This window comes from Streptomyces umbrinus (assembly GCF_030817415.1).
Classification (GTDB): domain Bacteria; phylum Actinomycetota; class Actinomycetes; order Streptomycetales; family Streptomycetaceae; genus Streptomyces; species Streptomyces umbrinus_A.
Genome location: NZ_JAUSZI010000002.1, coordinates 8,489,036 through 8,512,307, shown reverse-complemented (window position 1 = coordinate 8,512,307; position 23,272 = coordinate 8,489,036). Strand labels below are relative to the sequence as shown.

Annotated in this window: 22 protein-coding genes; 7 read left to right on the top strand and 15 right to left on the bottom strand. The window is 70.6% G+C overall.

Annotation, left to right across the window (positions count from 1 at the left end):
• Nucleotides 1-8: 8 nt before the first annotated feature.
• Nucleotides 9-641 carry a sulfite oxidase-like oxidoreductase gene (locus QF035_RS37580; RefSeq protein ID WP_189840281.1) on the bottom strand — a complete coding sequence of 211 codons (633 nt, stop codon included), beginning with the start codon at nucleotides 639-641 and terminating at the stop codon, nucleotides 9-11.
• A gap of 185 nt (nucleotides 642-826) precedes the next feature.
• Here QF035_RS37580 and bfr point away from each other — a divergent pair, with 185 nt between their 5' ends.
• Nucleotides 827-1,306, top strand: a complete 480-nt coding sequence (gene bfr, locus QF035_RS37575; protein ID WP_143637901.1) for a bacterioferritin — start codon at nucleotides 827-829, stop codon at nucleotides 1,304-1,306.
• A 13-nt stretch (nucleotides 1,307-1,319) separates the two neighbouring features.
• Here the strand turns inward: bfr and QF035_RS37570 are convergent, their stop codons facing one another.
• Both QF035_RS37570 and QF035_RS37565 read right to left on the bottom strand, forming a co-directional pair.
• On the bottom strand, nucleotides 1,320-1,562 hold the full coding sequence (locus tag QF035_RS37570) for a (2Fe-2S)-binding protein (protein ID WP_307525389.1): 243 nt from the start codon (nucleotides 1,560-1,562) through the stop codon (nucleotides 1,320-1,322).
• A gap of 162 nt (nucleotides 1,563-1,724) precedes the next feature.
• Complete coding sequence (locus QF035_RS37565) at nucleotides 1,725-3,077, bottom strand: class II 3-deoxy-7-phosphoheptulonate synthase (RefSeq protein WP_055612067.1); 1,353 nt, start codon at nucleotides 3,075-3,077, stop codon at nucleotides 1,725-1,727.
• A 95-nt stretch (nucleotides 3,078-3,172) separates the two neighbouring features.
• On the opposite strand from QF035_RS37565, the gene QF035_RS55930 reads away from it, so the two are divergent.
• Together QF035_RS55930 and QF035_RS37560 are read left to right on the top strand one after the other, a co-directional pair.
• The gene (locus tag QF035_RS55930; protein WP_373467012.1) at nucleotides 3,173-3,274 is read left to right on the top strand and encodes a trp operon leader peptide; all 102 of its coding nucleotides are present in this window, start codon (nucleotides 3,173-3,175) and stop codon (nucleotides 3,272-3,274) included.
• Nucleotides 3,275-3,391: 117 nt separating this feature from the next.
• On the top strand, nucleotides 3,392-5,278 hold the full coding sequence (locus tag QF035_RS37560) for an anthranilate synthase family protein (protein WP_307525387.1): 1,887 nt from the start codon (nucleotides 3,392-3,394) through the stop codon (nucleotides 5,276-5,278).
• Between the two features lie 559 nt (nucleotides 5,279-5,837).
• On the opposite strand, the gene QF035_RS37555 is transcribed toward QF035_RS37560, so the two are convergent.
• From QF035_RS37555 to QF035_RS37540, 4 genes are all read right to left on the bottom strand, one after another.
• Nucleotides 5,838-6,866, bottom strand: coding sequence for a 6-phosphofructokinase (locus QF035_RS37555; RefSeq protein ID WP_143637909.1), 1,029 nt, complete (start codon nucleotides 6,864-6,866; stop codon nucleotides 5,838-5,840).
• A gap of 144 nt (nucleotides 6,867-7,010) precedes the next feature.
• On the bottom strand, nucleotides 7,011-7,691 hold the full coding sequence (locus QF035_RS37550) for a response regulator (RefSeq protein WP_307525384.1): 681 nt from the start codon (nucleotides 7,689-7,691) through the stop codon (nucleotides 7,011-7,013).
• Nucleotides 7,692-7,761: 70 nt separating this feature from the next.
• Nucleotides 7,762-9,012: a MacS family sensor histidine kinase gene (gene macS / locus QF035_RS37545; protein ID WP_307525382.1), complete on the bottom strand. Its 1,251-nt coding sequence runs from the start codon at nucleotides 9,010-9,012 to the stop codon at nucleotides 7,762-7,764.
• 34 nt (nucleotides 9,013-9,046) lie between these two features.
• Entirely contained in the window at nucleotides 9,047-9,847 is an 801-nt protein-coding gene (locus QF035_RS37540) for a 1-acyl-sn-glycerol-3-phosphate acyltransferase (RefSeq protein ID WP_307525380.1), read from the bottom strand.
• A gap of 320 nt (nucleotides 9,848-10,167) precedes the next feature.
• Between QF035_RS37540 and QF035_RS37535 the strand changes: the two genes are divergently transcribed.
• Nucleotides 10,168-10,977 carry an alpha/beta hydrolase gene (locus QF035_RS37535; RefSeq protein WP_307525378.1) on the top strand — a complete coding sequence of 270 codons (810 nt, stop codon included), beginning with the start codon at nucleotides 10,168-10,170 and terminating at the stop codon, nucleotides 10,975-10,977.
• Nucleotides 10,970-11,647 (top strand): hypothetical protein, encoded by a 678-nt coding sequence (locus QF035_RS37530; protein WP_307525375.1) that lies wholly within the window; start codon nucleotides 10,970-10,972, stop codon nucleotides 11,645-11,647. The genes QF035_RS37535 and QF035_RS37530 overlap by 8 nt, the downstream gene beginning before the upstream one ends.
• 64 nt (nucleotides 11,648-11,711) lie before the next feature.
• Here QF035_RS37530 and QF035_RS37525 read toward each other — a convergent pair whose 3' ends face one another.
• The 6 genes from QF035_RS37525 to QF035_RS37500 form a co-directional block, all read right to left on the bottom strand.
• Nucleotides 11,712-12,485: an endonuclease/exonuclease/phosphatase family protein gene (locus tag QF035_RS37525; protein WP_307525373.1), complete on the bottom strand. Its 774-nt coding sequence runs from the start codon at nucleotides 12,483-12,485 to the stop codon at nucleotides 11,712-11,714.
• A 160-nt stretch (nucleotides 12,486-12,645) separates the two neighbouring features.
• Entirely contained in the window at nucleotides 12,646-13,599 is a 954-nt protein-coding gene (locus QF035_RS37520) for an ROK family glucokinase (RefSeq protein ID WP_055612056.1), read from the bottom strand.
• A 53-nt stretch (nucleotides 13,600-13,652) separates the two neighbouring features.
• Entirely contained in the window at nucleotides 13,653-14,132 is a 480-nt protein-coding gene (locus tag QF035_RS37515; RefSeq protein ID WP_200398791.1) for a DUF5304 domain-containing protein, read from the bottom strand.
• Between the two features lie 93 nt (nucleotides 14,133-14,225).
• The gene (locus tag QF035_RS37510) at nucleotides 14,226-15,407 is read right to left on the bottom strand and encodes an ArsA family ATPase (protein WP_307525372.1); all 1,182 of its coding nucleotides are present in this window, start codon (nucleotides 15,405-15,407) and stop codon (nucleotides 14,226-14,228) included.
• Nucleotides 15,408-15,584: 177 nt separating this feature from the next.
• Nucleotides 15,585-16,028, bottom strand: a complete 444-nt coding sequence (locus tag QF035_RS37505) for an SRPBCC family protein (protein WP_055618724.1) — start codon at nucleotides 16,026-16,028, stop codon at nucleotides 15,585-15,587.
• A 138-nt stretch (nucleotides 16,029-16,166) separates the two neighbouring features.
• Nucleotides 16,167-16,991, bottom strand: coding sequence for a metallophosphoesterase family protein (locus QF035_RS37500; RefSeq protein WP_307525369.1), 825 nt, complete (start codon nucleotides 16,989-16,991; stop codon nucleotides 16,167-16,169).
• Nucleotides 16,992-17,302: 311 nt separating this feature from the next.
• Between QF035_RS37500 and QF035_RS37495 the strand changes: the two genes are divergently transcribed.
• Nucleotides 17,303-19,099, top strand: a complete 1,797-nt coding sequence (locus tag QF035_RS37495; RefSeq protein ID WP_307525367.1) for an AMP-dependent synthetase/ligase — start codon at nucleotides 17,303-17,305, stop codon at nucleotides 19,097-19,099.
• A gap of 214 nt (nucleotides 19,100-19,313) precedes the next feature.
• Here the strand turns inward: QF035_RS37495 and QF035_RS37490 are convergent, their stop codons facing one another.
• Nucleotides 19,314-20,456, bottom strand: coding sequence for a glycosyltransferase family 4 protein (locus QF035_RS37490; RefSeq protein ID WP_269652366.1), 1,143 nt, complete (start codon nucleotides 20,454-20,456; stop codon nucleotides 19,314-19,316).
• Between the two features lie 139 nt (nucleotides 20,457-20,595).
• On the opposite strand from QF035_RS37490, the gene QF035_RS37485 reads away from it, so the two are divergent.
• Entirely contained in the window at nucleotides 20,596-21,828 is a 1,233-nt protein-coding gene (locus tag QF035_RS37485; RefSeq protein WP_307525365.1) for a glycosyltransferase 87 family protein, read from the top strand.
• 157 nt (nucleotides 21,829-21,985) lie between these two features.
• Here QF035_RS37485 and QF035_RS37480 read toward each other — a convergent pair whose 3' ends face one another.
• A complete protein-coding gene (locus QF035_RS37480; protein ID WP_373466796.1) occupies nucleotides 21,986-23,248 on the bottom strand; it encodes a hypothetical protein in 1,263 nt (420 codons plus the stop codon).
• Nucleotides 23,249-23,272 lie beyond the last annotated feature (24 nt).

The following is a 23,272-nucleotide window of genomic DNA, read 5'->3' as shown; positions in this document are numbered from 1 at the left end:
GGCGGGGCCTACAGCTCGGGGCCGTCCCCGGGCTCCTCCTGGTACGAGTACCGCTGCTCGCGCCAGGGGTCGCCGACGTTGTGATAGCCGCGCTCCTCCCAGAAGCCGCGGCGGTCGGCCGTCATGTACTCGACGCCGCGGACCCACTTGGGGCCCTTCCACGCGTACAACTGCGGCACGACGAGGCGCAGCGGGAAGCCGTGTTCCGCGGTGAGCAGTTCGCCGTCCTTGTGGGTGGCGAAGATGGAGCGCTCGGACGCGAAGTCGTCGAGCCGCAGATTCGAGCTGAAGCCGTACTCGGCCCAGACCATCACATGGGTGACGGTGGGCGCCGGCGGGGCGATCTCCAGGATCGTACGGGCCGGGATGCCGCCCCACTCCGCGCCGATCATGCTGAACTTGGTGACGCAGTGCAGATCGGCCACGACCGTGGCGTACGGCAGGGCGGTGAACTCCTCGTGGGTCCAGCAGTGCTTCTCGCTGTCGGCGGTGGCGCCGAAGACCCTGAACTCCCAGCGCTCGGGACGGAACTTCGGTACGGGCCCGTAGTGCGTGACCGGCCAGCCCCGCTGAAGTCGCTGTCCCGGCGGAAGCTCCGACTGCGCTGCTTCTCCAGATTCACGACCCACCGGCTGACCCATGACTCCATCCTGACAGACCCCGGACGATGGGCATGACCAGGTACGCACCGACTCTGACAACTCTGAACAAACGGGACTAAGCAAGTACTAACTTACTAAGCATGCACTTACTGGACGATCTTCTACGCCGGTGCAATCATGCGGCGCAACCTGCCAGTTCCCCCCGCTTGGAAGGAGCCTCTGCGATGCAGGGCGACCCCGAGGTCATCGAATTCCTCAACGAGCAGCTGACCGCCGAACTCACCGCGATCAACCAGTACTTCCTGCACGCGAAGATGCAGGAGAACTTCGGTTGGACGAAGCTCGCGAAGTACACGCGGCACGAGTCCATCGACGAGATGAAGCACGCGGAGATCCTGACCGACCGCATCCTCTTCCTGGACGGCCTGCCGAACTACCAGCGGCTGTTCCACGTCCGCGTCGGGCAGACGGTCACGGAGATGTTCCAGGCGGACCGGCAGGTCGAGGTCGAGGCGATCGACCGGCTCAAGCGCGGTATCGAGGTGATGCGGACCAAGGGCGACATCACGTCCGCGAACATCTTCGAGTCGATCCTCGAGGACGAGGAGCACCACATCGACTATCTGGACACCCAGCTGGAGCTGGTGGAGAAGCTCGGCGAGGCGCTCTACATCGCGCAGCTCATCGAGCAGCCGGACAGCTGAACCAGCCGGACGACTAAGCGGCCTCTTCCAGCGCTTCCACTTCGGAGAGCACGGGCATGCCCTGGTCGGCCAGCTCACGCCGGGGGCACTCGCCCCTGCCCAGCAGTGCCTGAATGCGTCGTACGCATGAGCCGCAGTCGGTGCCCGCCTTGCAGGCCGACGCTATCTGCCGCGGGGTGCAGGCACCGCCCTCCGCGTGCTTCTTCACCTGCGCCTCGGTCACCCCGAAGCAGTTGCAGACGTACACGCGGTTCACCTCCCGACGGGCTTTCCCTAGGTCGCGCCATCCCGATAACCGGTGAGGCTAACCTAACCTTACCCGCCGGGCCGGAGCCGCAAAAGTGCGATGGGGCGCGGATCGTATGTGATCCGCGCCCCAATACACGCTCTTGTAACAACCGAAACGGCTGCTGACCCACTACTGGTCCCGGTACATCTCCGCCACCAGGAACGCCAGGTCAAGGGACTGGCTGCGGTTCAGCCGCGGGTCGCAGGCCGTCTCGTAGCGCTGGTGCAGATCATCGACGAAGATCTCGTCGCCGCCGCCCACGCACTCGGTGACGTCGTCACCGGTGAGCTCGACGTGGATACCGCCCGGGTGGGTGCCCAGGCCCTTGTGGACCTCGAAGAAGCCCTTGACCTCGTCGAGCACGTCGTCGAAGCGGCGGGTCTTGTGGCCGGAGGCCGCCTCGTACGTGTTGCCGTGCATCGGGTCGGTGATCCAGGCGACGGTCGCGCCCGAGGCGGTGACCTTCTCGACCAGCTCGGGGAGCTTGTCGCGGACCTTGTCGGCGCCCATGCGGACGATGAAGGTCAGCCGGCCGGGCTCGCGGTCCGGGTCGAGACGCTCGATGTACTGCAGCGCGTCCTCGGCCGTCGTCGTCGGGCCCAGCTTGATGCCGATCGGGTTGCGGATCTTCGAGGCGAACTCGATGTGCGCGCCGTCCAGCTGACGGGTGCGCTCACCGATCCACACCATGTGCCCGGAGACGTCGTACAGGTGGCCCGTGCGGGAGTCGACCCTGGTCAGCGCCGATTCGTAGTCGAGGAGCAGCGCCTCGTGGGAGGCGTAGAACTCGACGGTCTTGAACTCCTCCGGGTCGGCCCCGCAGGCGTGCATGAAGTTCAGCGCCTGGTCGATCTCGCGCGCCAGCTGCTCGTAGCGCTGCCCCGACGGCGAGGTCTTCACGAAGTCCTGGTTCCAGGCGTGCACCTGGCGCAGGTCGGCGTAGCCGCCGGTGGTGAAGGCGCGCACCAGGTTGAGCGTGGAGGCGGAGGCGTTGTACATCCGCTTCAGGCGCTCGGGGTCCGGGATGCGGGCCTTCTCGTTGAACTCGAAGCCGTTGACCGAGTCGCCGCGGTAGGTCGGCAGGGTCACGCCGTCGCGGGTCTCGGTGTTCTTGGAGCGCGGCTTGGAGTACTGGCCGGCGATGCGGCCGACCTTCACGACCGGCACGGACGCCGCGTACGTGAGGACGGCGCCCATCTGGAGCAGGGTCTTGAGCTTGTTGCGGATGTGGTCGGCGGACACGGCGTCGAAGGCCTCGGCGCAGTCGCCGCCCTGAAGCAGGAACGCCTCGCCCTTGGCGACGGCTCCCAGCCGGGCGCGCAGCTGGTCGCACTCGCCGGCGAAGACGAGCGGCGGATAGGACTCGAGGTCCGCGATCACATCGCGCAGAGCCTCGGCATCGGGGTACTCGGGCTGCTGCGCCGCGGGCAGGTCTCGCCAGGTGTTGCCAGCGCTTGCGCTGGACTTAGCGTTCACGGTCACGACCCCAACATTACGGGGTCGTGTCGGGCGTCCATCCCCATGCTCATCAATTGAGACGGGCCGCGCTCGATCGAACGCCCCGACGCGTACGCCGTATGTACGCCGTCACACAGGGTTTCGCATGGGGTAAGGTGCGGCGCATGTTCGCGCACTCGATCCAGAACTGGTGGTGGACCGCTCATCCGGCGGCCCACTGACTGCGCGTACGCAAGACTTCGCGAAGGCCGCCCGAGGGGCGGCCTTCGGTGTTTTCGCGACCGGGACCGTTCCTCTCCACTCCTCTCCCACGAGACGCCGAGAAGGAACCCGGACCCATGAATCTGCTCGACCTGCTGGACGATCCCCGCCCGTTCGCCCTGCTCCGCCGCCGCACGCCGGGACATGATCACGACACCGTCGAGCTGCTGCTCGGCCCGGTCACCGAGTACGAGCGGCTGGCCGACATCCCCGAGGGCCTCGCCCTGATCCCGTACCGCCAGATCCGGGAGCGCGGCTTCGACGTCCGCGACGACGGCACCCCGCTCGCGGTGCTCACCCCTGAGGAGTCGTACGAACTGTCCCTGGAGCAGGCCCTGTCGGAGCTGCCCGCGCACGACGTGCGGGTCGAGGGCGGTGGCTTCGACGTCGCGGACGAGGCGTACGCGGAGATCGTCGGGCGGGTGCTGCACGAGGAGATCGGGCGGGGCGAAGGCGCGAACTTCGTCATCCGGCGGACGTACGAGGGCGGGATCCCGGGGTTCGGACGGGCCGACGCGCTGGCGCTCTTCCGGCGGCTGCTGGTGGGCGAGCGGGGCGCGTACTGGACGTTTGTCGTGCACACCGGAGAGCGGACCCTCGTGGGGGCGAGCCCCGAGGTCCATGTCCGGATGTCCGGCGGGACGGTCGTGATGAACCCGATCAGCGGAACGTACCGCTATCCCGCCGAGGGGCCGACGCCCGAGGACCTGCTGGAGTTCCTGGCCGACGGCAAGGAGATCGAGGAGCTCTCGATGGTCGTCGACGAGGAGCTCAAGATGATGTGCACGGTCGGTGACATGGGCGGTGTCGTGATCGGGCCGCGGCTGAAGGAGATGGCCCACCTCGCACACACCGAGTACGAGTTGCGGGGCAAGTCGTCGCTGGATGTGCGGGAGGTACTGAAGGAGACCATGTTCGCGGCCACGGTCACCGGGTCGCCGGTGCAGAACGCCTGCCGGGTCATCGAGCGGTACGAAGTGGGCGGGCGCGGTTACTACGCGGGGGCGCTGGCTCTGATCGGGCGGGACTCCGGCGGGGCCCAGACCCTCGACTCCCCCATCCTCATCCGGACCGCCGACATCGACGGGGGCGGCCGGCTGCGGGTCCCGGTCGGCGCGACGCTCGTACGCGGGTCGGACCCGGCGAGCGAGGTCGCCGAGACACATGCGAAGGCGGCCGGGGTGCTGGCGGCGCTGGGGGTACGCCCCGGACGGCCCGGCGCCGAGAAGGTACGGGCGAGCCTCGCGGACGATCCGCGGGTGCGGGCGGCGCTGGACGGGCGGCGGGCGGCGCTGGCGCCGTTCTGGCTGCGGATGCAGGAGCGGTCGGCGGAGCTGGAGGGGCATGCGCTGGTCGTGGACGGGGAGGACACCTTCACGGCGATGCTCGCGCATCTGCTGCGCTCGTCCGGGCTTGGGGTGACCGTCCGGCGGTACGACGAGCCGGGGCTGCGGGAGGCGGTGCTCGCGCACGAGGGTCCGCTGGTGCTGGGGCCGGGGCCGGGGGATCCCTCGGACACGACGGACCCGAAGATGGCCTTCCTGCACGGTCTGACCGCGGAGGTGATCCGGTGCCACCGGCACGGCGTGCTGGGGGTCTGCCTCGGGCATGAGCTGATCGCTGCGGAGCTGGGGCTGGAGACCGTCCGGAAGGAGGTCCCCTACCAGGGCGCCCAGACGGACATCGACCTCTTCGGGCGGACCGAGACCGTCGGTTTCTACAACAGCTTCGTGGCGCGGTGCGACGACGAGGAGGCGGTGGAGCTGGCGGCCCATGGGGTCGAGGTCAGCCGCAGCGGGGCGGGCGAGGTGCACGCGCTGCGCGGGCCCGGTTTCGCCGGGGTCCAGTTCCACCCGGAATCGGTGCTGACGCTGCGCGGCACGGACGTCGTACGGGAGCTGGTGGCTCAGGTGTGTGCGGGGGCGGGGGCGGGCACGTTCTCGGAGCGGCGGCCCTCCGTGTAGCCGAGGACGTTCCGCACCGTGGTGTCGAAGATCTGCCCGGCGAATGTATGAAGGCTGAGGTCGTCTGTGCGGCGGGGCTTTTTCTCGCCCCCGCCGCCCCTACCCATTCCCGTCCCTTACTCAGGCGCTCCGCCCCCGAACCCCCGCTCCTCAAACGCCGGAGAGGCTGCGGGGCGGGGCGGGCTGCTTGTCTGACGTTGGTTGGGTGCGGGTTGTGTGTGGCTGGGCGCGCAGTTCCCCGCGCTCCTTACGGGGCGCGCCTTGCCGCCCGGTCCCTCACCATCCGGCCCGTCCGGCGCTTGAGGACGAGGCCGCAGGCCGATTTCCCCACCCACCCACGATCAGCCCACCCGCCTCCGCCAACCCCGCACCATCCAGCCCGTCCGGCGTTTGAGGACGAGGCCGCCAGGCCGATTCCCCACCCACCCCTGTCAGCCCCCACCCACCCCCAGCCCGTCCGGCGTTTGAGGATGAGCGCGGCAGCGCGATACCGGGGGCTGGGGGCGGCAGCCCCCAGGGATGGGACGGGTAGGGGCGGCGGGGGCGAAGAACGTTGGGGTCAGCCGAAGAAGACTCCTACCTCCTCGTAGAGGCGGGGGTCCACCGTCTTCAGGCGGGCCGTGGCCTCGGCGATGGGGACTCGGACGATGTCGGTGCCCTGGAGGGCGACCATCTTGCCGAAGTCGCCGTCCCGGACGGCCTCGATGGCGTGGAGGCCGAAGCGGGTGGCCAGCCAGCGGTCGAAGGCGCTCGGGGTACCGCCCCGCTGGACGTGACCGAGGACCGTCGTGCGGGCCTCCTTGCCCGTGCGGCGCTCGATCTCCTTGGACAGCCACTCCCCCACCCCGGAGAGCCGGACATGCCCGAAGGAGTCCAGCGACCCGTCCTTGAGGACCATGTCGCCGTCCTTCGGCATCGCCCCCTCCGCGACGACCACGATCGGCGCGTACGAGGCCTTGAAGCGCGAGGTCACCCACGCACAGACCTGGTCGACGTCGAACCGCTGCTCGGGGATGAGGATGACGTTCGCGCCGCCCGCGAGGCCCGAGTGGAGCGCGATCCAGCCCGCGTGCCGCCCCATCACCTCGCAGACGAGCACCCGCATGTGCGACTCGGCGGTGGTGTGCAGCCGGTCGATCGCCTCGGTCGCGATGCCCACGGCGGTGTCGAAGCCGAAGGTGTAGTCGGTGGCGGAGAGGTCGTTGTCGATGGTCTTCGGGACGCCGACCACCGGGACGCCGTACTCGTCCGTCAGACGCGCGGCGACACCCAGCGTGTCCTCGCCGCCGATCGCGATGAGCGCGTCGACCTCCAGCTTGGCGAGGTTCTCCTTGATCCGGCGGATGCCGTTCTCGACCTTGAGGGGGTTGGTGCGCGAGGAGCCGATGATGGTGCCGCCGCGGGGCAGGATGCCCCGCACGGCGGGGATGTCGAGCCGGACGGCGTCGCCCTCCAGGGGCCCCCGCCAGCCGTCCCGGAAGCCGGTGAAGTCGTAGCCGTACTCCTGCACGCCCTTGCGGACGATGCCCCGGATGACGGCGTTGAGCCCGGGGCAGTCGCCGCCTCCGGTCAGTACTCCGACCCGCATGGAAAAGTCCCTTCGCCGCGGTTGGCTGATGGGACTCACGCTAATAGTGATCCAGGTCACTTCAGCAGGGGGCTGAAGGTCAATTCCGGTGAATTGTGCGGGGGTTGATCATGCGTCTTCACTCTTTGGTGGGACGCGGACGGTTTACGCGTCGTCGAGGCCCCGCTCTATGGCATAACGCACCAGCTCCACACGGTTGTGGAGTTGGAGCTTCCCGAGGGTGTTCTGCACATGGTTCTGGACCGTGCGGTGGGAGATCACCAGACGCTCGGCGATCTGCTTGTAGCTCAGGCCCTTGGCGACCAGTCGGAGCACCTCGGTCTCGCGGTCGGTGAGCTGTGGAGCCTTGGGCCCGTCGCCACCCGTGGCGGGTCCGGGGTCGGAGGCGAGCCTGCGGTACTCGCCGAGGACCAGGCCCGCGAGCCCGGGCGTGAAGACGGGGTCCCCGACGGCCGTGCGGCGCACCGCGTCGATCAGCTCGTCCGTGGACGCCGACTTGAGCAGATAGCCGGTGGCCCCAGACTTGACCGCCTCCAGGACGTCCGCGTGCTCGCCGCTCGCCGAGAGGACCAGGACCCGCAGGGCGGGATTGACCCCGACCAGCTCCTTGCAGACCTGCACACCGGGCTTGGCCGGCAGGTTCAGGTCGAGCACGAGGACGTCGGGGGCGGCGGCCTGTGCGCGGCGCACCGCCTGTTCGCCGTCGCCCGCCGTGGCGACCACGTCGAACCCGGACTCGGCCAGGTCGCGCGCGACCGCGTCGCGCCACATGGGGTGGTCGTCCACCACCATGACCCTGATCGGGCCGCCCTGTCCGTCACTCATCGCCGTCCCGCCTTCGCCATGGCCTCCGTGGTCTGCCCCGCCGGCTTCCCCGTGGTCCTCGTCGCCCTCGTCATCGCTGTTCCGCCTTCCCCCGTGGACCCTTCGGGTCCTTCACATCCGTCACGTCCGACTTCGGGACCTTCAGTTCGACCTCCGTGCCCTGGCCCGGCACCGAGATCAGCTCGGCCGTGCCGCCGATCTCGCGCAGCCGTCCGCGGATCGACAGGGCCACGCCGAGGCGGCCCTCCCCCTCGGCCTGGGCGAGCCGGCCCTCGGGGATGCCGGGGCCGTCGTCGCGCACGGTCACGATCACCTCGTCCGGCTCGTCCTCGACCAGGATCCACGCGCGGGCCTCCGCGCCCACGTGCCGGTGGACGTTGTCCAGGGCGGCGCCGACGGCGGCGGCCAGCTCCTTCGCGGCGGCCGGGTCGAGCGGCACCGGGGTGCCCGGCGCGGAGAAGGTCACCTTCGCGGTGGCGTACGGGGCGAGCAGCGAGCGCAGGTCGCAGGGGCCGCCGCCGTCCGGGTCCGGCTCGTCCACCGCGCGCACCAGGGCGCCCTCGGCCTCGTCCTCCGACACGCGTGAGACCGGTACGAGCCCGCCCGAGACCAGTGTGCGCAGCGCGACCTCCTGCTCGCCGGCGAGGCGGCCCAGTTCCGCGGCCTCTCCGCCGAGCGTGGCACCGCGTCGCTGCACCATGGCCAGCACCTGGAGGACGCCGTCGTGGATGTCGCGGGCGAGCCGCTCGCGCTCGCGGGTCGCGGCCTCGATCTCCAGGGCGCGGGCGAGGGTGCGCTCGGAGGCACGGGCCACCTCGACGACGTATCCGATGGCGATGGAGGCGACCCAGACGAGCAGCACGTTGTGGAGGGTGTCCTGGCTGAGCGCGCCGCGCTGGACGACGTTGGCGACGCCGACGAGCGCCGAGGCGAAGGCCGCCCAGCGCCAGCCGCCCTTGATCGCGAACGCCAGCACGGAACCCGCGGTCCATATCGACGGGAGGGTCGGGCCGCCGTCCACGATCCGGTCGTGGGCGTCCGCGACCGGCGTGAGGAGGATGCCGGTGAGCGCGATGGTCAGGTCGGCGGCGAGGAAGCGCTTGGTGCAGCTGGCCGCGTTGGCCACCCTGGGCAGGGTCCCGAAGGTCCACGCGATGAGCACCAGGTAGTAGCCGATGGCCACTTCGGGACGGACGAAGCTGCCGTAGTGGGTGGCGAAGAGGCCGATCGCGTAGAACATCGTCAGGACGCGGTATCCGGTCAGCGCACGCCACAGCGGCTGCTCGACCGACATTCTCATGACTCTCTCGCGCTTGGCCATGTCCCCCACTACCCCATCCCCCCGACGGCCGCGTCTAGGAGTCGGACCGTTCCTTCTCGTCCTTCTCGGTCTGCTTCTCGGCCTGCTTCTCCGCCTGTGCGGCTTCCTTCAGTGCCTGTTCCGCTTCCTTCTGGGCTTCCTTGAGCGCCTGCTTCTGCGCCTTCGCCTCGTCCGCGATCTGCCGTTTGGCGGCCGTCGCGTAGATGTCGACGTACTCCTGACCGGAGAGCTTCATGATCTCGTACATGACCTCGTCGGTCACGGCTCGCAGGACGAACCGGTCGTGCTCCATGCCGTTGTACCGGCTGAAGTCCAGCGGCCTGCCGATGCGGATGCCCGGGCGCATCAGCTTGGGCATCACCTTGCCGGGCGGCTGGATCTTCTCGGTGTCGATCATGGCGACCGGGATGACGGGAGCGCCGGTGGCGAGCGCCACGCGCGCGAGGCCGCCGGGCTTGCCCCGGTAGAGGCGGCCGTCGGGCGACCGCGTGCCCTCGGGGTAGATGCCGAACAGCTCGCCGCGCTCGATGACGTCCACGCCGCTCTTGATCGCCGCCTCGCCCGCGCCGCGCCCTCCGGAGCGGTCCACCGGCAGCTGGCCGACGCCCTTGAAGAAGGCGGCCGTCATCCGGCCCTTGACGCCGGGCGTCGTGAAGTACTCGGCCTTCGCGATGAACGTCACCTTGCGGTCCAGGACCGCGGGCAGGAAGAACGAGTCCGAGAACGACAGGTGATTGCTCGCCAGGATGGCCGGGCCCTCGGCGGGAATGTTCTCGAGGCCTTCCACCCAGGGCCTGAAAGCGAGCTTCAGGGGCCCTCCGATGGAAAACTTCATTGCGCCGTAGATCAACCGAGTGCCTCCTGTGTCTGTCGGTCAGACCTTAACCCGGAGCACTGCCAAAGGGCCCGACGGCCCTGGTCGGTGTCAGTGCGGTCGCGTACGGTGAAGTACGCCTCGAAGCTTCGGGGTGGTCGTAGCGTCGCCCCGGAATGAACAGGAATCCGTTCTCCCGAATGAACAGTTCTCGATGAACAGCCGTCCCTCTTCATGAGTCGTCCTTCTTCGCAGAGCGCCCTTCCTTCGTCGTCCAAGAGCGTCCTTCTTCCATGAGTCGTCCCATGAGTCGTCCCTCTTCAATGAACAGGAGACCGAAGGTGCCGGTCCTTCCTGGAGCCGAGCCGTTCCGCCACGAGGGCGGAGAGGTCGGGGTCCTTCTCTGCCACGGGTTCACCGGTTCTCCGCAGTCGCTGCGCCCCTGGGCGGAGTATCTCGCCGAGCGCGGTCTGACCGTCGCGCTGCCGCTGCTGCCCGGGCACGGCACGCGCTGGGAGGACATGCAGCTCACGGGCTGGCAGGACTGGTACGCGGAGGTGGACCGCGAGCTGCGCGCCCTGCGCGAGCGCTGCTCCCGGGTCTTCGTCTTCGGCCTCTCCATGGGCGGCGCCCTCACCCTGCGGCTCGCCGCCAAGCACGGCGACGAGATCAGCGGCATCGTGGTCGTCAACCCGGCGAACAAGGTGCACGGTCTTTCCGCGTACGCCCTCCCGGTATTCCGTCATCTCGTCCGTACGACGAAGGGTCTGACCAGCGACATCGCGAAGGAGGGCGGCATCGAGATCGGCTACGACAAGGTGCCCCTGCACGCGGCGCACTCGTTGCGGAACTTCTTCCGGCTGGTCGACGGCGAGCTGCCGCAGGTGACGCAGCCGATGCTGCTCCTGCACAGCCCGCAGGACCATGTCGTGCCGCCCGCCGACTCGGCCCGCATCCTCAGCCGGGTGTCGTCCACCGACGTCGCGGAGATACTCCTGGAACAGAGCTACCACGTCGCGACGTTGGACCACGACGCGGACCGGATCTTCGAGGAGAGCTTCGCCTTCGTCTCCCGGCTCGCACCCGGCGCCGGCAAGGAGACCGGCGCGGGCCAGGCGGGTCAGCAGGAAGGGACGGCCACTGGTGGCTGAGCACGACGCGGACCGCGAACCCGAGGAGAAGGACGCGCCGTCCGGCGAGGAACAGGGCCCGTCGTTCGACGAGGCCGCCGCGTGGGAGGCGATCGTCGCGGGGTACGGCGACGAGCCGCCGGACCCGCCCGGCGCCAAGCCCTTCAAGTCGATCGAGGACCTGGCGCTCCTGGAGCCCGAGACGAACGACTCGGGCGACACCGACACGAAGAGCGCCAAGAGCTCCAAGAGTCCCAAGGAAACGAAGGGCTCCACGGACACCACCGAGGCCACGGAGCCGGCGGCGGAGGACGAGCCCTCCGCCGAGACCGAGAAGCCGCTCGGCAGCTCCGTCGCGTTCGCGCCCGGTGTCTCCGGCCCGCGCGACTACTCGATGCCCGAACCGGCCGAGGAGGACTTCGACGAGGACGACGAGGACGACGAGGGCCACTTCGTGCCGCCCGAGCCGCCCCCGCTGCCCGCCGCGGACGCGACGGCCAAGTTCGCCTGGCTGGCCGTGATCGGCGGCCCGCTCCTGCTCCTCCTCGCCGTCCTGCTCGGCTGGACCATGACCTGGTGGCTCGCCACCATCGGCATCGGCGGCTTCCTCGGCGGCTTCGCCACGCTGGTCGGCCGCATGCGCGGCGACGACGAGGACGAGGACGACCCGGGGCGCGGCGCGGTGGTCTGACCCGTCCCGGCCCGTATCGGTATGTACGAGGGCCCGTCCGGCAGCACGCCGGGCGGGCCCTCGCCTATGGCCGGGGGGAGGCGGGCACCCTGAGGGCCGCCAGGACCGGCAGGTGGTCCGTGGCCGCCCTCAGATCGGCCTCCGTCACTCCGGGGTGGCCGAGCGGCACCCCGCAGCCCAGGACCTCCACGCCCTCCGTGGCGAAGAGCGCGTCGATGCGCTGGTGGGGGTCTGTGGGCGTCGAGGTGTTCTCCGCGCCCCAGGGAGCCACCGCCCAGCCGTCCTGGAGCTCTGCGGCGAGGCGTTTGAAGGTGCGGCCGTTCGGCCGTTCATTGAGGTCGCCGCCCGCGACGGCGTGCGGGGTGCCCAGGGCGGCGAGGCGGTCGAGCAGCATGCCGCCCTGCTCGTGGCGCTCGTCCTTCTGGAGGGAGAGGTGGCAGCTCAGTACGCCGAGACGGGCGCCGCCGAAGCGGACGACCGCGGTGGCGAAGCCGCGTCTGTGCAGTCCTGGTGTGAGCGGGAGCAGTACGTCCTCGGTGTGCTCGACCGTCGCCCGCAGGGAGCAGAGGAGGGCGGGGCCCGATGCCGTGCCACCACCGGACAGGATCACCTGGCCGGACGCGGCTGCCAGACGGGCCAGTTTCTTGCGCCACCTGAAGAAGCGGGGGGCTTCCTGGAGCAGGACGAGGTCCGGTTCGCAGGCGGTGATCACTCGGGCGAGTGCGGTGGTGTCGTCTCGCATGGAGCGGATGTTGTAGCTGAGGACCCGGATGACGGCCGAGCCGTCGGATTCCGTATGGGGCGCTGGTAGCGGACTGGCGGCAGGGCTGGTCGGCATGTCGATCAAGATATATGCCCCGCCGGTTCCGGGTCGCCAGATTCACCGCCAGCCCCCACCGGCCCGCAGATCCCCACGACCCTCACCCCCCAACCTCTCAGCCCCTCAAGCAGAACCGCCCGCCGCCCCCGGAGGGAAACGGCGGGCGGTCGAAGCGCGACTACATGATCGGATCGGGCTCCCGAGCCAGATCCGCCGCACCCACCAGCCCCGCCTCGTTGCCCAGTCGGGCGGCGATGACGTCGGCGACGGGACGCCAGTTGCCGCCCACGAGCCAGCGCTTGTACGACTTGCGAATGGGGTCGAGAACGAGCTCGCCCTCGTCCGAGAGCCCGCCGCCGACGATGAACGCGGAGGGGTCGAAGAGCGAGGCCAGATCGGCCAGACCGGCACCGGCCCAGCGGGCCAGCTCGCGGTACGAGTCGACGGCCACCGCGTCACCCTGGCGGGCGGCCATCGAGATGTGCTTGCCCTCGATGCCGTCGGGGGAGCCGTCGCCGAGCGACAGCAGGATCTCCGCGTTCTCGGGGGTCGCGTTGGCCCGCTGCTTCGCGTACCTGACGAGGGCGCGCCCGGACGCGTACTGCTCCCAGCAGCCCTGGGAGCCGCAGCCGCACAGCAGGCCGTCGGGAACCATCCGGATGTGGCCGAACTCGGCGGCCACACCGAAGTGCCCGCGGCGCAGCTTGTTGCCGATGATGATGCCGCCGCCGAGGCCGGTGCCCAGCGTGATGCAGATGACGTTGCGGTGGCCTTTGCCCGCGCCGAACTTGTACTCGCCCCACGCCGCCGCGTTCGCGTCGTTCTCGACGACGACCGGCAGGCCCACGCGGGCCTCCACCTCGTCCTTCAGGGGCTCCTGCCGCCAGTCGATGTTCGGCGCGAAGTAGACCGTCGAGCGCTGGCGGTTCACGTATCCGGCGGCGCCGATGCCCACGCCGACGATCTCGTGCCCCGCCCGTGCACCCTCTACGGCCGCGGCGATCGCGTCCACGATGGCCTGCGGCGTCGTCGGAGTCGGCACCTTGAAGGTCGAGAGGATGTTGCCTTCCTCATCGACCACGCCGGCCGCGATCTTCGTGCCGCCGATATCGACGCCGATGGTGAGTCCCATGAATCCCTCAGTTTCGGTCGAGCCCCGCTACGGCCAACCGTACCCGAGGGGCTTCAGTCGAGGTCGATGTGTTCACCGGGACCGGTGCCCTCGTCACGGGGGCCCTGGGCGGTGTCACGGGTGGTCCAGCGCCGCTCCTGCGCCTCGACGGCGGAGCGGTAGGCGGCGAGCAGTTCGGAGCCGGCGGTGGCGAGGTGGTCGAAGACATCGGGGTTGCGCTCGATGACGGGCTCGACGGCGGCCTTGGCCTGCTGCACCACCTGGTTGACCATCTGCTGCGCGGCGCCGCCCGCGACCGCGCCGAGCAGCGGCGACTGCAGCCCGGAGAGCTTGTCGGCGACGGCGTCGACGAGCTTGCGCAGTTCCTCGGCGGCCGAGCCGGGCGGCTGGCCGTACTGGGTGCGGCGGCGGGCCTTCTCCGCGGCGAGGTCCTCGGCGCACGCCTTCGCCCAGGCATCGGCGTCGGTCGCGCGCACCTCGTCGAGCGCGTCCTTGGCGGCGTCGGCGTCGGACGTGGGGCGCTCATCGCTCATGGCGGACTCCAAGCGTGGGATCTGTATCTCTCGACGTTACCCGAACGGGGGTACGCCGTTCATCGTGTGCGCCGCCACAGAAACGGGACTCGGTCACCTTCCGCGGGGCCACAGGTCCGGGTCCGGTGCGAAGCGGACGGCCAGTTCGCCGTCGCGCAGGGAGGCACCGTCCACCGTGCAGCGTCGCAGGGCGGACGGAAGCGGGACGATCCGGCGGAACTGCCCTGCCGTGACTACGAGTTCGTCGCCACGGCGTACGAGGTCGAGCTCCTCCCGTATCGCGCCGGGGAGCGGGATGTGCCAGACGAGCACGCCGTCGTCGGCGAGCCGGTCGGCGACGGGCCACTCGACCGGTCCCGGGGCCTCCCCCGGCGCGGGCACGGGCAGCGCGGCGAGGTCCTCGGCGCCGCGCGGGTCCCGGCCGAGGTGGGGGATCTCGCGTACGTCGAACGTCCGCCCCCACTCGTCACGCCACTCGTCGAGTGCCTTGCGCTGCTGTACGGCGAGGGCGGCGAGCCAGGTGTCGGGGGACGCGTCGGGCAGGACGCGGTTCGCGACCAGGGCGTCGGTGCGCAGGCCGCGCAGGGCGAGGCCGGTGGCGGCGGTGCGTACGGCGTCGGTGCCGGCCGGGCCCGGCTCGGCGACCAGCCGTACGGTCGTGGCCGCGTCCTCGACGGCCAGTTGGACGGCGGCCAGCTCGACGTCCCAGCGGGCTGCCGTCTCGTACAGCCACTCCGAGGGCATCGGGACGCCGGCGAGACGGCCGAGTACGGGGCGCAGCGCGCGGGCGGCCTGGCGCTCCGCGGGGAGCAGGCGGCGGAGGTAGCGGCGCAGCTGTTCGGGCAGGGCGAGGAGGGCGAGTGCCTGGGGGGTGGGCGGCAGGTCGACGACCAGGAGGTCGTACGTGTCCGCCGTGGCCGCGTCGCGCAGGGCGCGGAGCAGGGCGAGTTCCTCGGCGCCGGGCAGGGGCGTGAGTTCCTCGCCGTCCAGACGGGCGGCGCCCAGTAGGCCGAGGGCGGTGGCGGCGCGGTCCTGGAACGCGAGGAGGTCCGTGCGGAAGGCCTCGGTGGCGTCCGGTCGCCAGGTGGTGAGGTGAGGGGCGGCCTCGGCGGGGGTGGGGCCGGTGGGGGTGCCGAGGATGGCGCCGAGGGTGTCGGTGCGGTCGGCTGTGAGCACCAGGGTGCGGGTTCCCTGGCGGGAGGCCTCCAGGGCGGTGGCCGCGGCGACGGTGGTGCGGCCGGAGCCGCCGGGGCCGGTGATCAGGATGGTGCGCATGTAGGTCAACGGTACCGGTGCCTGGCCGGCGGGCTGAGCAGAGAGGGTTTCGCCCCCGCCGCCCCTACCCGTTCCCATCCCCTGGGGGCTCCGCCCCCAGACCCCCGTATCGCGCTGACGCGCTCGTCCTCAAACGCCGGACGGGCTGAAGATTCGGCCGCCACTCACCCGTGCCGCCTACTTCTCGCCCGACTCCACCCTCTTCTTCAAGCCCGCCAAGGCACGGTCGATGATGACCTTTTCCGCCTTGCGCTTGATCATGCCGAGCATGGGGATCTTGACGTCGACGGTGAGCTGGTAGGTGACCTGGGTGGCGCCGGTGCCCGCGGGCTTGAGGATGTACGAGCCGTCGAGGGAGCGGAGCATCTGGGACTTGACCAGGGTCCAGGAGACCTCGTGGTCGCCGGTCCAGGTGTAGCCGAGGGTCTGGTCGTCCTTGATCGCGCCGGCGTCCATGACGAGGCGCACCTGCTCCGCGCGGCCCTTCTCGTCCGTGGCGAGCACCTCCGCCTCCTTCACCTCGCCGGTCCAGTCCGGATAGCGGGCGAAGTCGGCGATCACCGCCATGACATCGGCCGGTGCCGCCTCGATCGTGATGCTCGAGCTGGTGTGTTCCGCCATCGCCGTGGCTCCTCCAGATGCGGTCCGGACATAGGGGTGTTCGTCGGGGTACGAACGCTTCCTACCTGTGTATGCAGCGTGAAGGCTACCGCGCGCCGGACTCCCGGCCGCCCCCGGCCCTGCGACCGCCGGTAGCCCTCACCACTCCAGCCCCCACGGCTTCCCCGTTCCGGCGAAGTGGCCCACGTTGACGCACTCCGTGGCGCCGACGCGCATCCGCCGGGCGAGCGGCTGATGGACGTGGCCGAAGAGCGAGTAACGCGGCCGGGTGCGCCGGATCGCGTCGAGCAGTGCCCGGCTCCCCCGCTCGAAGCGCCGCGCCACCGTGTCGTAGACGAGCTCGGGCACTTCCGGCGGGATGTGCGTGCACAGCACGTCGACCTCGCCGACAGCCTCGATCTTCGCCGCGTACTCCTCGTCGCTGATCTCGTACGGCGTCCGCATGGGCGTACGCAGGCCTCCGCCGACGAAGCCGAAGACGCGGCCGCCGATCTCGACCCGCTCGCCGTCGAGCACGGTGGTGCCGGGCCCGGCGTACTCCGACCACAGGGGCGGCACGTCGACGTTGCCGTAGGTGGCGTACGTCGGAGTGGGGAACGCCGCGAACAGTTCGGCGTACTGCTTCCGTACGGCCTTCTCGATGGCGGGTCCGCGGTCGACGCCCGCCCACAGCCGCGCGCCGAAGGCCCGGGCCTCCTCGTAGTGGCGGGCGGTGCGGAGCTCGACGATGCGGTCCGTGTTCTCGGTGCCGAAGAGATCCGGGAAGATGCCGCGGGAGTGGTCGGCGTAGTCGATGAAGAGCACGAGGTCGCCCAGACAGATCAGGGCGTCCGCGCCTTCACCGGCCCTGACCAGGTCACGGACGTTGCCGTGTACGTCGCTCACCACGTGGACGCGCGTCTTTCGGGCCTCGCCGCCCGGGCCGCCGATGTCGTCGGCGTTGCCGCCTTGTGTGCCTGCCATGGCGATCAAGGGTAAGCCTGTGGAGCAAACGTGTGTAGACGCGGGCGGACCTGCGGTTACCTCCCAGTCAGTAACGTGGTGGACTACTGTGCGCGGAGGAACACTCAAGAGGAACACCAACGCGTGTGACGCGGGGAACATCTCACCCGACCCCCCTGTCGTAGAGGCAGTACCGGCGGGTAACGTCCGGGCAGTCCAGTCGTGCTCAGGGTTTCAACCACCTTGGGTCCCAGAGCACACGCCCGAGCCTTGGACCGCTCCGTCGCATCACACGAAGTCGTGGCGTCGGCGCCCTATGAGGAGCAGCAGTCTTGCGCGAGTTCAGCCTTCCGGCTTTGTACGAGGTCCCTGCGGACGGCAATCTGACCGACATCGTCCGCAGAAACGCCGCGCAGCATCCGGACGTGGCGGTCATCGCCCGTAAGGTCGGCGGCACTTGGACGGACGTCTCGGCCACGACCTTCCTCGCCGAGGTACAGGCCGCCGCCAAGGGCCTGATCGCCTCGGGCGTGGCGCCCGGCGACCGGGTCGGCCTCATGTCGCGTACGCGCTACGAGTGGACGCTCCTCGACTTCGCGATCTGGAGCGCGGGCGCGGTCACCGTGCCGGTGTACGAGACCAGTTCGGCGGAGCAGGTGCAGTGGATCCTCGGCGACTCGGGCGCGACCGCCGTCGTCGTGGAGCTGGACGCGCACGCGGCCGCCGTGGAGTCGGTGCGGCACGGGCTGCCCCACCTCAAGCACGTCTGGCAGATCGAGGGCGGCGGTGTCGAGGAGCTCGGCCGGGCCGGCAAGGACGTCACGGACGCCGCCGTCGAGGAGCGCAGCTCGCTCGCCAAGGCCGACGACCCGGCGACCATCGTCTACACGAGCGGTACCACCGGGCGCCCCAAGGGCTGTGTGCTGACCCACCGCAGCTTCTTCGCCGAGTGCGGCAACATCGTGGAGCGGCTGCGTCCCCTGTTCCGTACGGGTGAGTGTTCGGTGCTGCTCTTCCTGCCGCTCGCGCACGTCTTCGGGCGGCTCGTGCAGGTCGCGCCGATGATGGCGCCGATCAAGCTGGGCATGGTCCCGGACATCAAGAACCTCACCGACGAACTGGCCTCGTTCCGGCCGACGTTGATCCTCGGTGTACCGCGCGTCTTCGAGAAGGTCTACAACTCGGCGCGGGCCAAGGCGCAGGCGGACGGCAAGGGCAAGATCTTCGACAAGGCGGCGGACACGGCGATCGCGTACAGCCGCGCGCTGGACACCCCGTCGGGCCCGTCGATCGGCCTGCGGATCAAGCACAAGACGTTCGACGCACTCGTCTACAGCAAGCTGCGCGCGGTGCTCGGCGGCAAGGGCGAGTACGCGATCTCGGGCGGCGCCCCGCTGGGCGAGCGGCTCGGCCACTTCTTCCGCGGTATCGGCTTCACGGTCCTGGAGGGCTACGGCCTCACCGAGTCCTGTGCGGCCACCGCCTTCAACCCGTGGGACCGGCAGAAGATCGGCACGGTCGGCCAGCCGCTGCCGGGTTCCGTGATCCGCATCGCGGACGACGGCGAGGTGCTGCTGCACGGCGAGCACCTGTTCAAGGGGTACTGGAACAACGAGGCCGCGACCGCCGAGGCGCTCGCCGACGGCTGGTTCCACACAGGTGACATCGGCACGCTCGACGAGGACGGCTATCTGCGGATCACCGGCCGCAAGAAGGAGATCATCGTCACCGCGGGCGGTAAGAACGTCGCCCCGGCCGTGATCGAGGACCGTATCCGGGCGCACGCGCTGGTCGCGGAGTGCATGGTCGTCGGCGACGGGCGTCCGTTCGTGGGCGCGCTGGTCACCATCGACGACGAGTTCCTGGGCCACTGGGCCGAGGAGCACGGCAAGCCGGCGGGGTCCACCGCGGCGTCGCTCGGACAGGATCCGGATCTGCTCGCGGCGATCCAGAGCGCTGTCGACGACGGCAACGCCGCGGTGTCGAAGGCGGAGTCGGTGCGGAAGTTCCGGATTCTCGCCCACCAGTTCACCGAGGACTCCGGCCACCTCACGCCGTCCCTGAAGCTCAAGCGCAATGTGGTGGCGAAGGACTACGCGGACGAGATCGAGGCCATCTATCGAGGCTGAGCCTCACTGGAATGGCCTTGTGGCGCGGGTCCGGTGATCGTGATGGCTGCGGCCCGGTGGGGGCTGATCGCGCAGTTCCCCGCGCCCCTGAAGGGGCTGGGGCTGCACCCACCGTCTTTTTAGGGGCGCGGGGAACTGCGCGATCAGCCACAACTCACCCGCAGTCACCCGACAACCTGCTCTGCCGAGCTCCAAGAAGCAGCAAGGCGCAGCCCTACAGCAGCTCCTTCAGCCTCTCCGCCAGCAGGTCCCAGCGCCACTTCTCCTCGACCCACTCCCGCCCCCGCTCCCCCATCCGGCACCGCAGCTCCGGATCGCCGAGCAGGGCGGTGATGCGGTCGGCCGCGTCCTCGGGGGAGCCACCCCGGACGACCCAGCCGGTCTCGCCGTCGAGGACGGCATCAGGCGCACCGCCGGAGTCGCCGGCGACCACGGGCAGCCCGGTCGCGGAGGCCTCCAGGTAGACGATGCCGAGCCCCTCGACGTCGAGGCCTCCGCGGCGGGTGCGGCACGGCATGGCGAAGACGTCACCGGCGCCGTAGTGGGCGGGCAGTTCGGACCAGGGGACGGCCCCGGTGAAGCGGACGGAGTCGGCGACCCCGGTCTCGTGCGCGAGCCTGCGCAGATCCTTCTCGTACGGCCCGCCGCCCACGATCAGCAGCACAGCCTCGGGCTCGCTCGCCAGGATCCGCGGCATCGCGAGGATGAGCGTGTCCTGGCCCTTGCGCGGCACCAGCCGGGAGACGCAGACGACGACCGGGCGGTCGGTCAGGCCGAGGCGGGCGCGGACGACGTCGCCGCCCGAGCCGGGGTGGAAGGTCTTCTCGTCGACGCCCGGCGGCAGTTGGGCCATCCGCGCGGCCGCCCCGGGCGTCAGCGCGGCGGCGATCCGCGAGCGCGTGTACTCGCCGAGATAGGTGATCGTGTCCGTCGACTCGCCGATCCTGCGCAGCAGTTCGCGCGAGCCGGGCAGTTGCGCCCACCCCGCCTCGTGCCCGTGCGTCGTGGCCACGAGACGCTCGGCGCCGGCCTTCCTCAGCGCGGGCGCCAGCAGCCCGAGCGGCGCCGCGGCACCGAACCACACCGACGTACAACCGTGTTCCCGGAGCAGCCCCACGGCCCGCTGGGAGACCCTCGGAGTGGGCAACAGCATGGTTGTTCGGTCGCGTACGATGGCGAAGGGCTGTTCGGCGTCGAAGGCGGCCGTCGCCTCGGCTCCCTCCCGGCCCCGCTTCCAGGTGGAGGCGTAGACGACGAGCCGCTCGGGGTCCAGGCGCAACGCCATGTTGTGCAGGAAGGCCTGGATGCCGCCCGGCCTCGGCGGAAAGTCGTTGGTCACGATCAGGGTCTTGTGCATCGCCGTCGACAGTACCGAAAGCACGGAAGTACCGAACCCGCACCCAGCAGCTCCGCACGGCCGCGCTTCAAGGCTCTCGCACAGCCGCGCGGGGAATCATGGCCGCACACAGGATCCGTACGGAAGAGGACAGGTGGGCATGACGGGAGCGAGGGGGGCGAGGTTCCCGTATCCGCTGGTGGGGGCCTGGGGCCTGACCAGGCTGATGCTGCTGCTCTTCGTCTTCAAGGTGTGGATCTTCCCCGGCCCCGATGTCACCAGCGACGTCTCGGTGATCTACCAGGGCTGGTACGAGGTCCTGCGCACCGGCACCTTCCCGCTGGACGACGTGACCTGGCAGTACCCGCCGGCCGCCGCGCTCGCGATCCTCTCCCCCGGGCTGCTGCCTTTCCTGGAGTACACCTCGGCGTTCTTCGTCATGGCCTTCCTCGCCGATCTGGTGGCCTTCGGTCTGCTCCTGTACGCGGGCCGGCGCCCGGGCAAGTCGCTGCGCGGCGCCTGGGTGTGGGTGGTGGGCGTACCGCTGCTCGGGCCGACGGTGTACTCGCGGTACGACGTGATGGTGACGGCAGTCGTCGTGGCCGCGATCCTCGCGGGTGCCCGGCATCCGCGCGTGATGGGCGTGCTCGCCGCGTTCGGCGCGATGCTGAAGGTGTGGCCGGCGCTGCTGCTCGTGGGCTCGGCGAAGCGGAGGGCATGGGGCGCGGCGGCGGCGACGGCCGCGGGGCTGGCACTGTTGTTCGCGGTGTCGATGCCCGGCGCGTTCGCGTTCATGACCTTCCAGCGCGACCGGGGTACCGAGGTCGAGTCCCTCGGCTCCCTGGTCTTCCACATCGCCCGGCACCACGGGTGGGAGGGCCAGGTCCTGCTCAACTACGGCTCGGTGGAGTTCCTCGGCCCGTACGTCGACCTGGTGAGCACGGCGGCCCTGCTGCTGACGGCGCTCGCGTTCGGCTGGCTGCTGATGTGGCGGCTGCTGGCGACGCGCTTCCTGGCGCACACGGTCGCGGACGCCGCGTTCGTGGCGGTGCTCCTGTTCACGACGACCAGCCGGGTGATCAGCCCGCAGTACATGGTGTGGCTGGTCGGTCTGGCCGCCGTGTGCCTGGTCTTCCGCGGCAGCCGGATGGGGCTGCCGGCCGGGATGGTCCTGACGGCGTGCTTCTTCACGGTCCTGGAGTTCCCCGTCTATTTCGCCAACGTCGTCGGCAGCGACGGCCTCGGCATCACCCTGCTCGTGATCCGCAACGGCCTGCTGGTCGCCGCGTCCGTCACGGCCGCCGCCCTCCTCTGGCGCGACACGGTGTCGTACGCGCCCCAGGCCGAGTTGCCCGCTCAGACGGCCCGCGCTCAGGAGCCACTGAGCTCCTGAGCGGCTGCGCCGGACGTCCGGCGCATCGTGTGCGGGTCCGTCGTGGCTGGTCGCGCAGTTCCCCGCGCCCCTAAAAGACGGCAGGTGCAGCCCCAGCCCCTTTAGGGGCGCGGGGAACGGCGCGACCAGCCCCCACCGGGCCCGCAGCCATCGCCCATCACCCAAGCCGATCCCGCACATACGCTCGCCACGCCCCCGTGAACTCCTCCAGCGACGTACCCAGGACCTCCTCCAGCCCCGCCTCCACGGCCCCGGCCCGTTTCTCCCGCTTCCCCACGGCCCGGTAGAACTCCCCCAGCCGCACCTCACCCCACCGCTCGGCGATCATCCGGCAGGCCAGCCACCCACCCTCGTAGGCCCGCGCCAGCGAACCCGCGTCGCCGCCGAACCCGAAGTCCTCGTCGCCCGGCAGCGCGTCGGGCACCCGCCCCTCGGCCACCGCCCGGGCCAGCTCCGGCGCGGCCTGCGGAGCCGTGCGCCCGGTGCCGCGGTAGCCGACCCAGTCCGCGTACCCCTCGGAGAGCCACAGCGGCGTGGCGGCCGAGGTCGACGCACGGGTCGCGACATGGGTCGTCTCGTGTGTGAGGACGACCTGCCGCCCGAAGGCGCCGAGCACCCCGTACGCGTCGGGGTTGACGATGATCCGGTCGGCGGGCGCCTTCGCCGATCCTCCCCCAGCCTCCGGCCGGGGGGACCCCCATTTCGCTTCGCTCACCTCGCCCGTGGTGACCGCGGCGATCCCCCGGTACCCGGACGCGGGCGCCCCGAGCAGCCCCGCCATCCCGTCCAGCGACTTCGGTACGAGGACGACGACCCGCCGCGACCACTCCTCGCCCCACGCCTCCCGCACCGCGGGCACCGCGCGGTCGGCCAGCTCCGCGTAGTGGCGCAGCGCGCCGCGGGGGCGCCCGACGCCCAGGACGAGGCTGTGCTCGCCACGTACGGCCAGGACCGCCCCCTGCTCCCACAGTTGCTGGCTGGAGTCCTTGGCGGGCCGGTCGGCGGTCACGTACCAGCGCCCGTCGGCCCGTGCCAGGCTCAGCGTGCGGGCGGTGACGATGGGGGCCTTGTCATAGCCCTCTATGCGGTAGCGGAGCTCCGCGTCGGCCGTGGCGCGGTCGCCGGAGCGGTGGAGGCCGGTCACGCGGTACGCCCAGTCGGCCAGCGGGACCCCCCGCAGGTTCCTGAACTCGGTGCGCGCGGCGGCGCGTTCCCCTGCGGCGAGGGTGGCCGGTGCCTGCGTCGCCACGAACTCCCGCTCGCTGCCGTCGCGCACCGCCGCCGCCCGCGTGTCGAGCACGCGCTGGACGTCACCGGACGCGCTGTCGGTCCCGGAGCCGCCACCGCAGCCGGCCGACGCGGTCAGAGCCGCCAGCAGCACTCCCACGACCCACCTCGGCGCACGCCCACGACCAGCCACGACCCTGATCGTACGGCGCTCCGC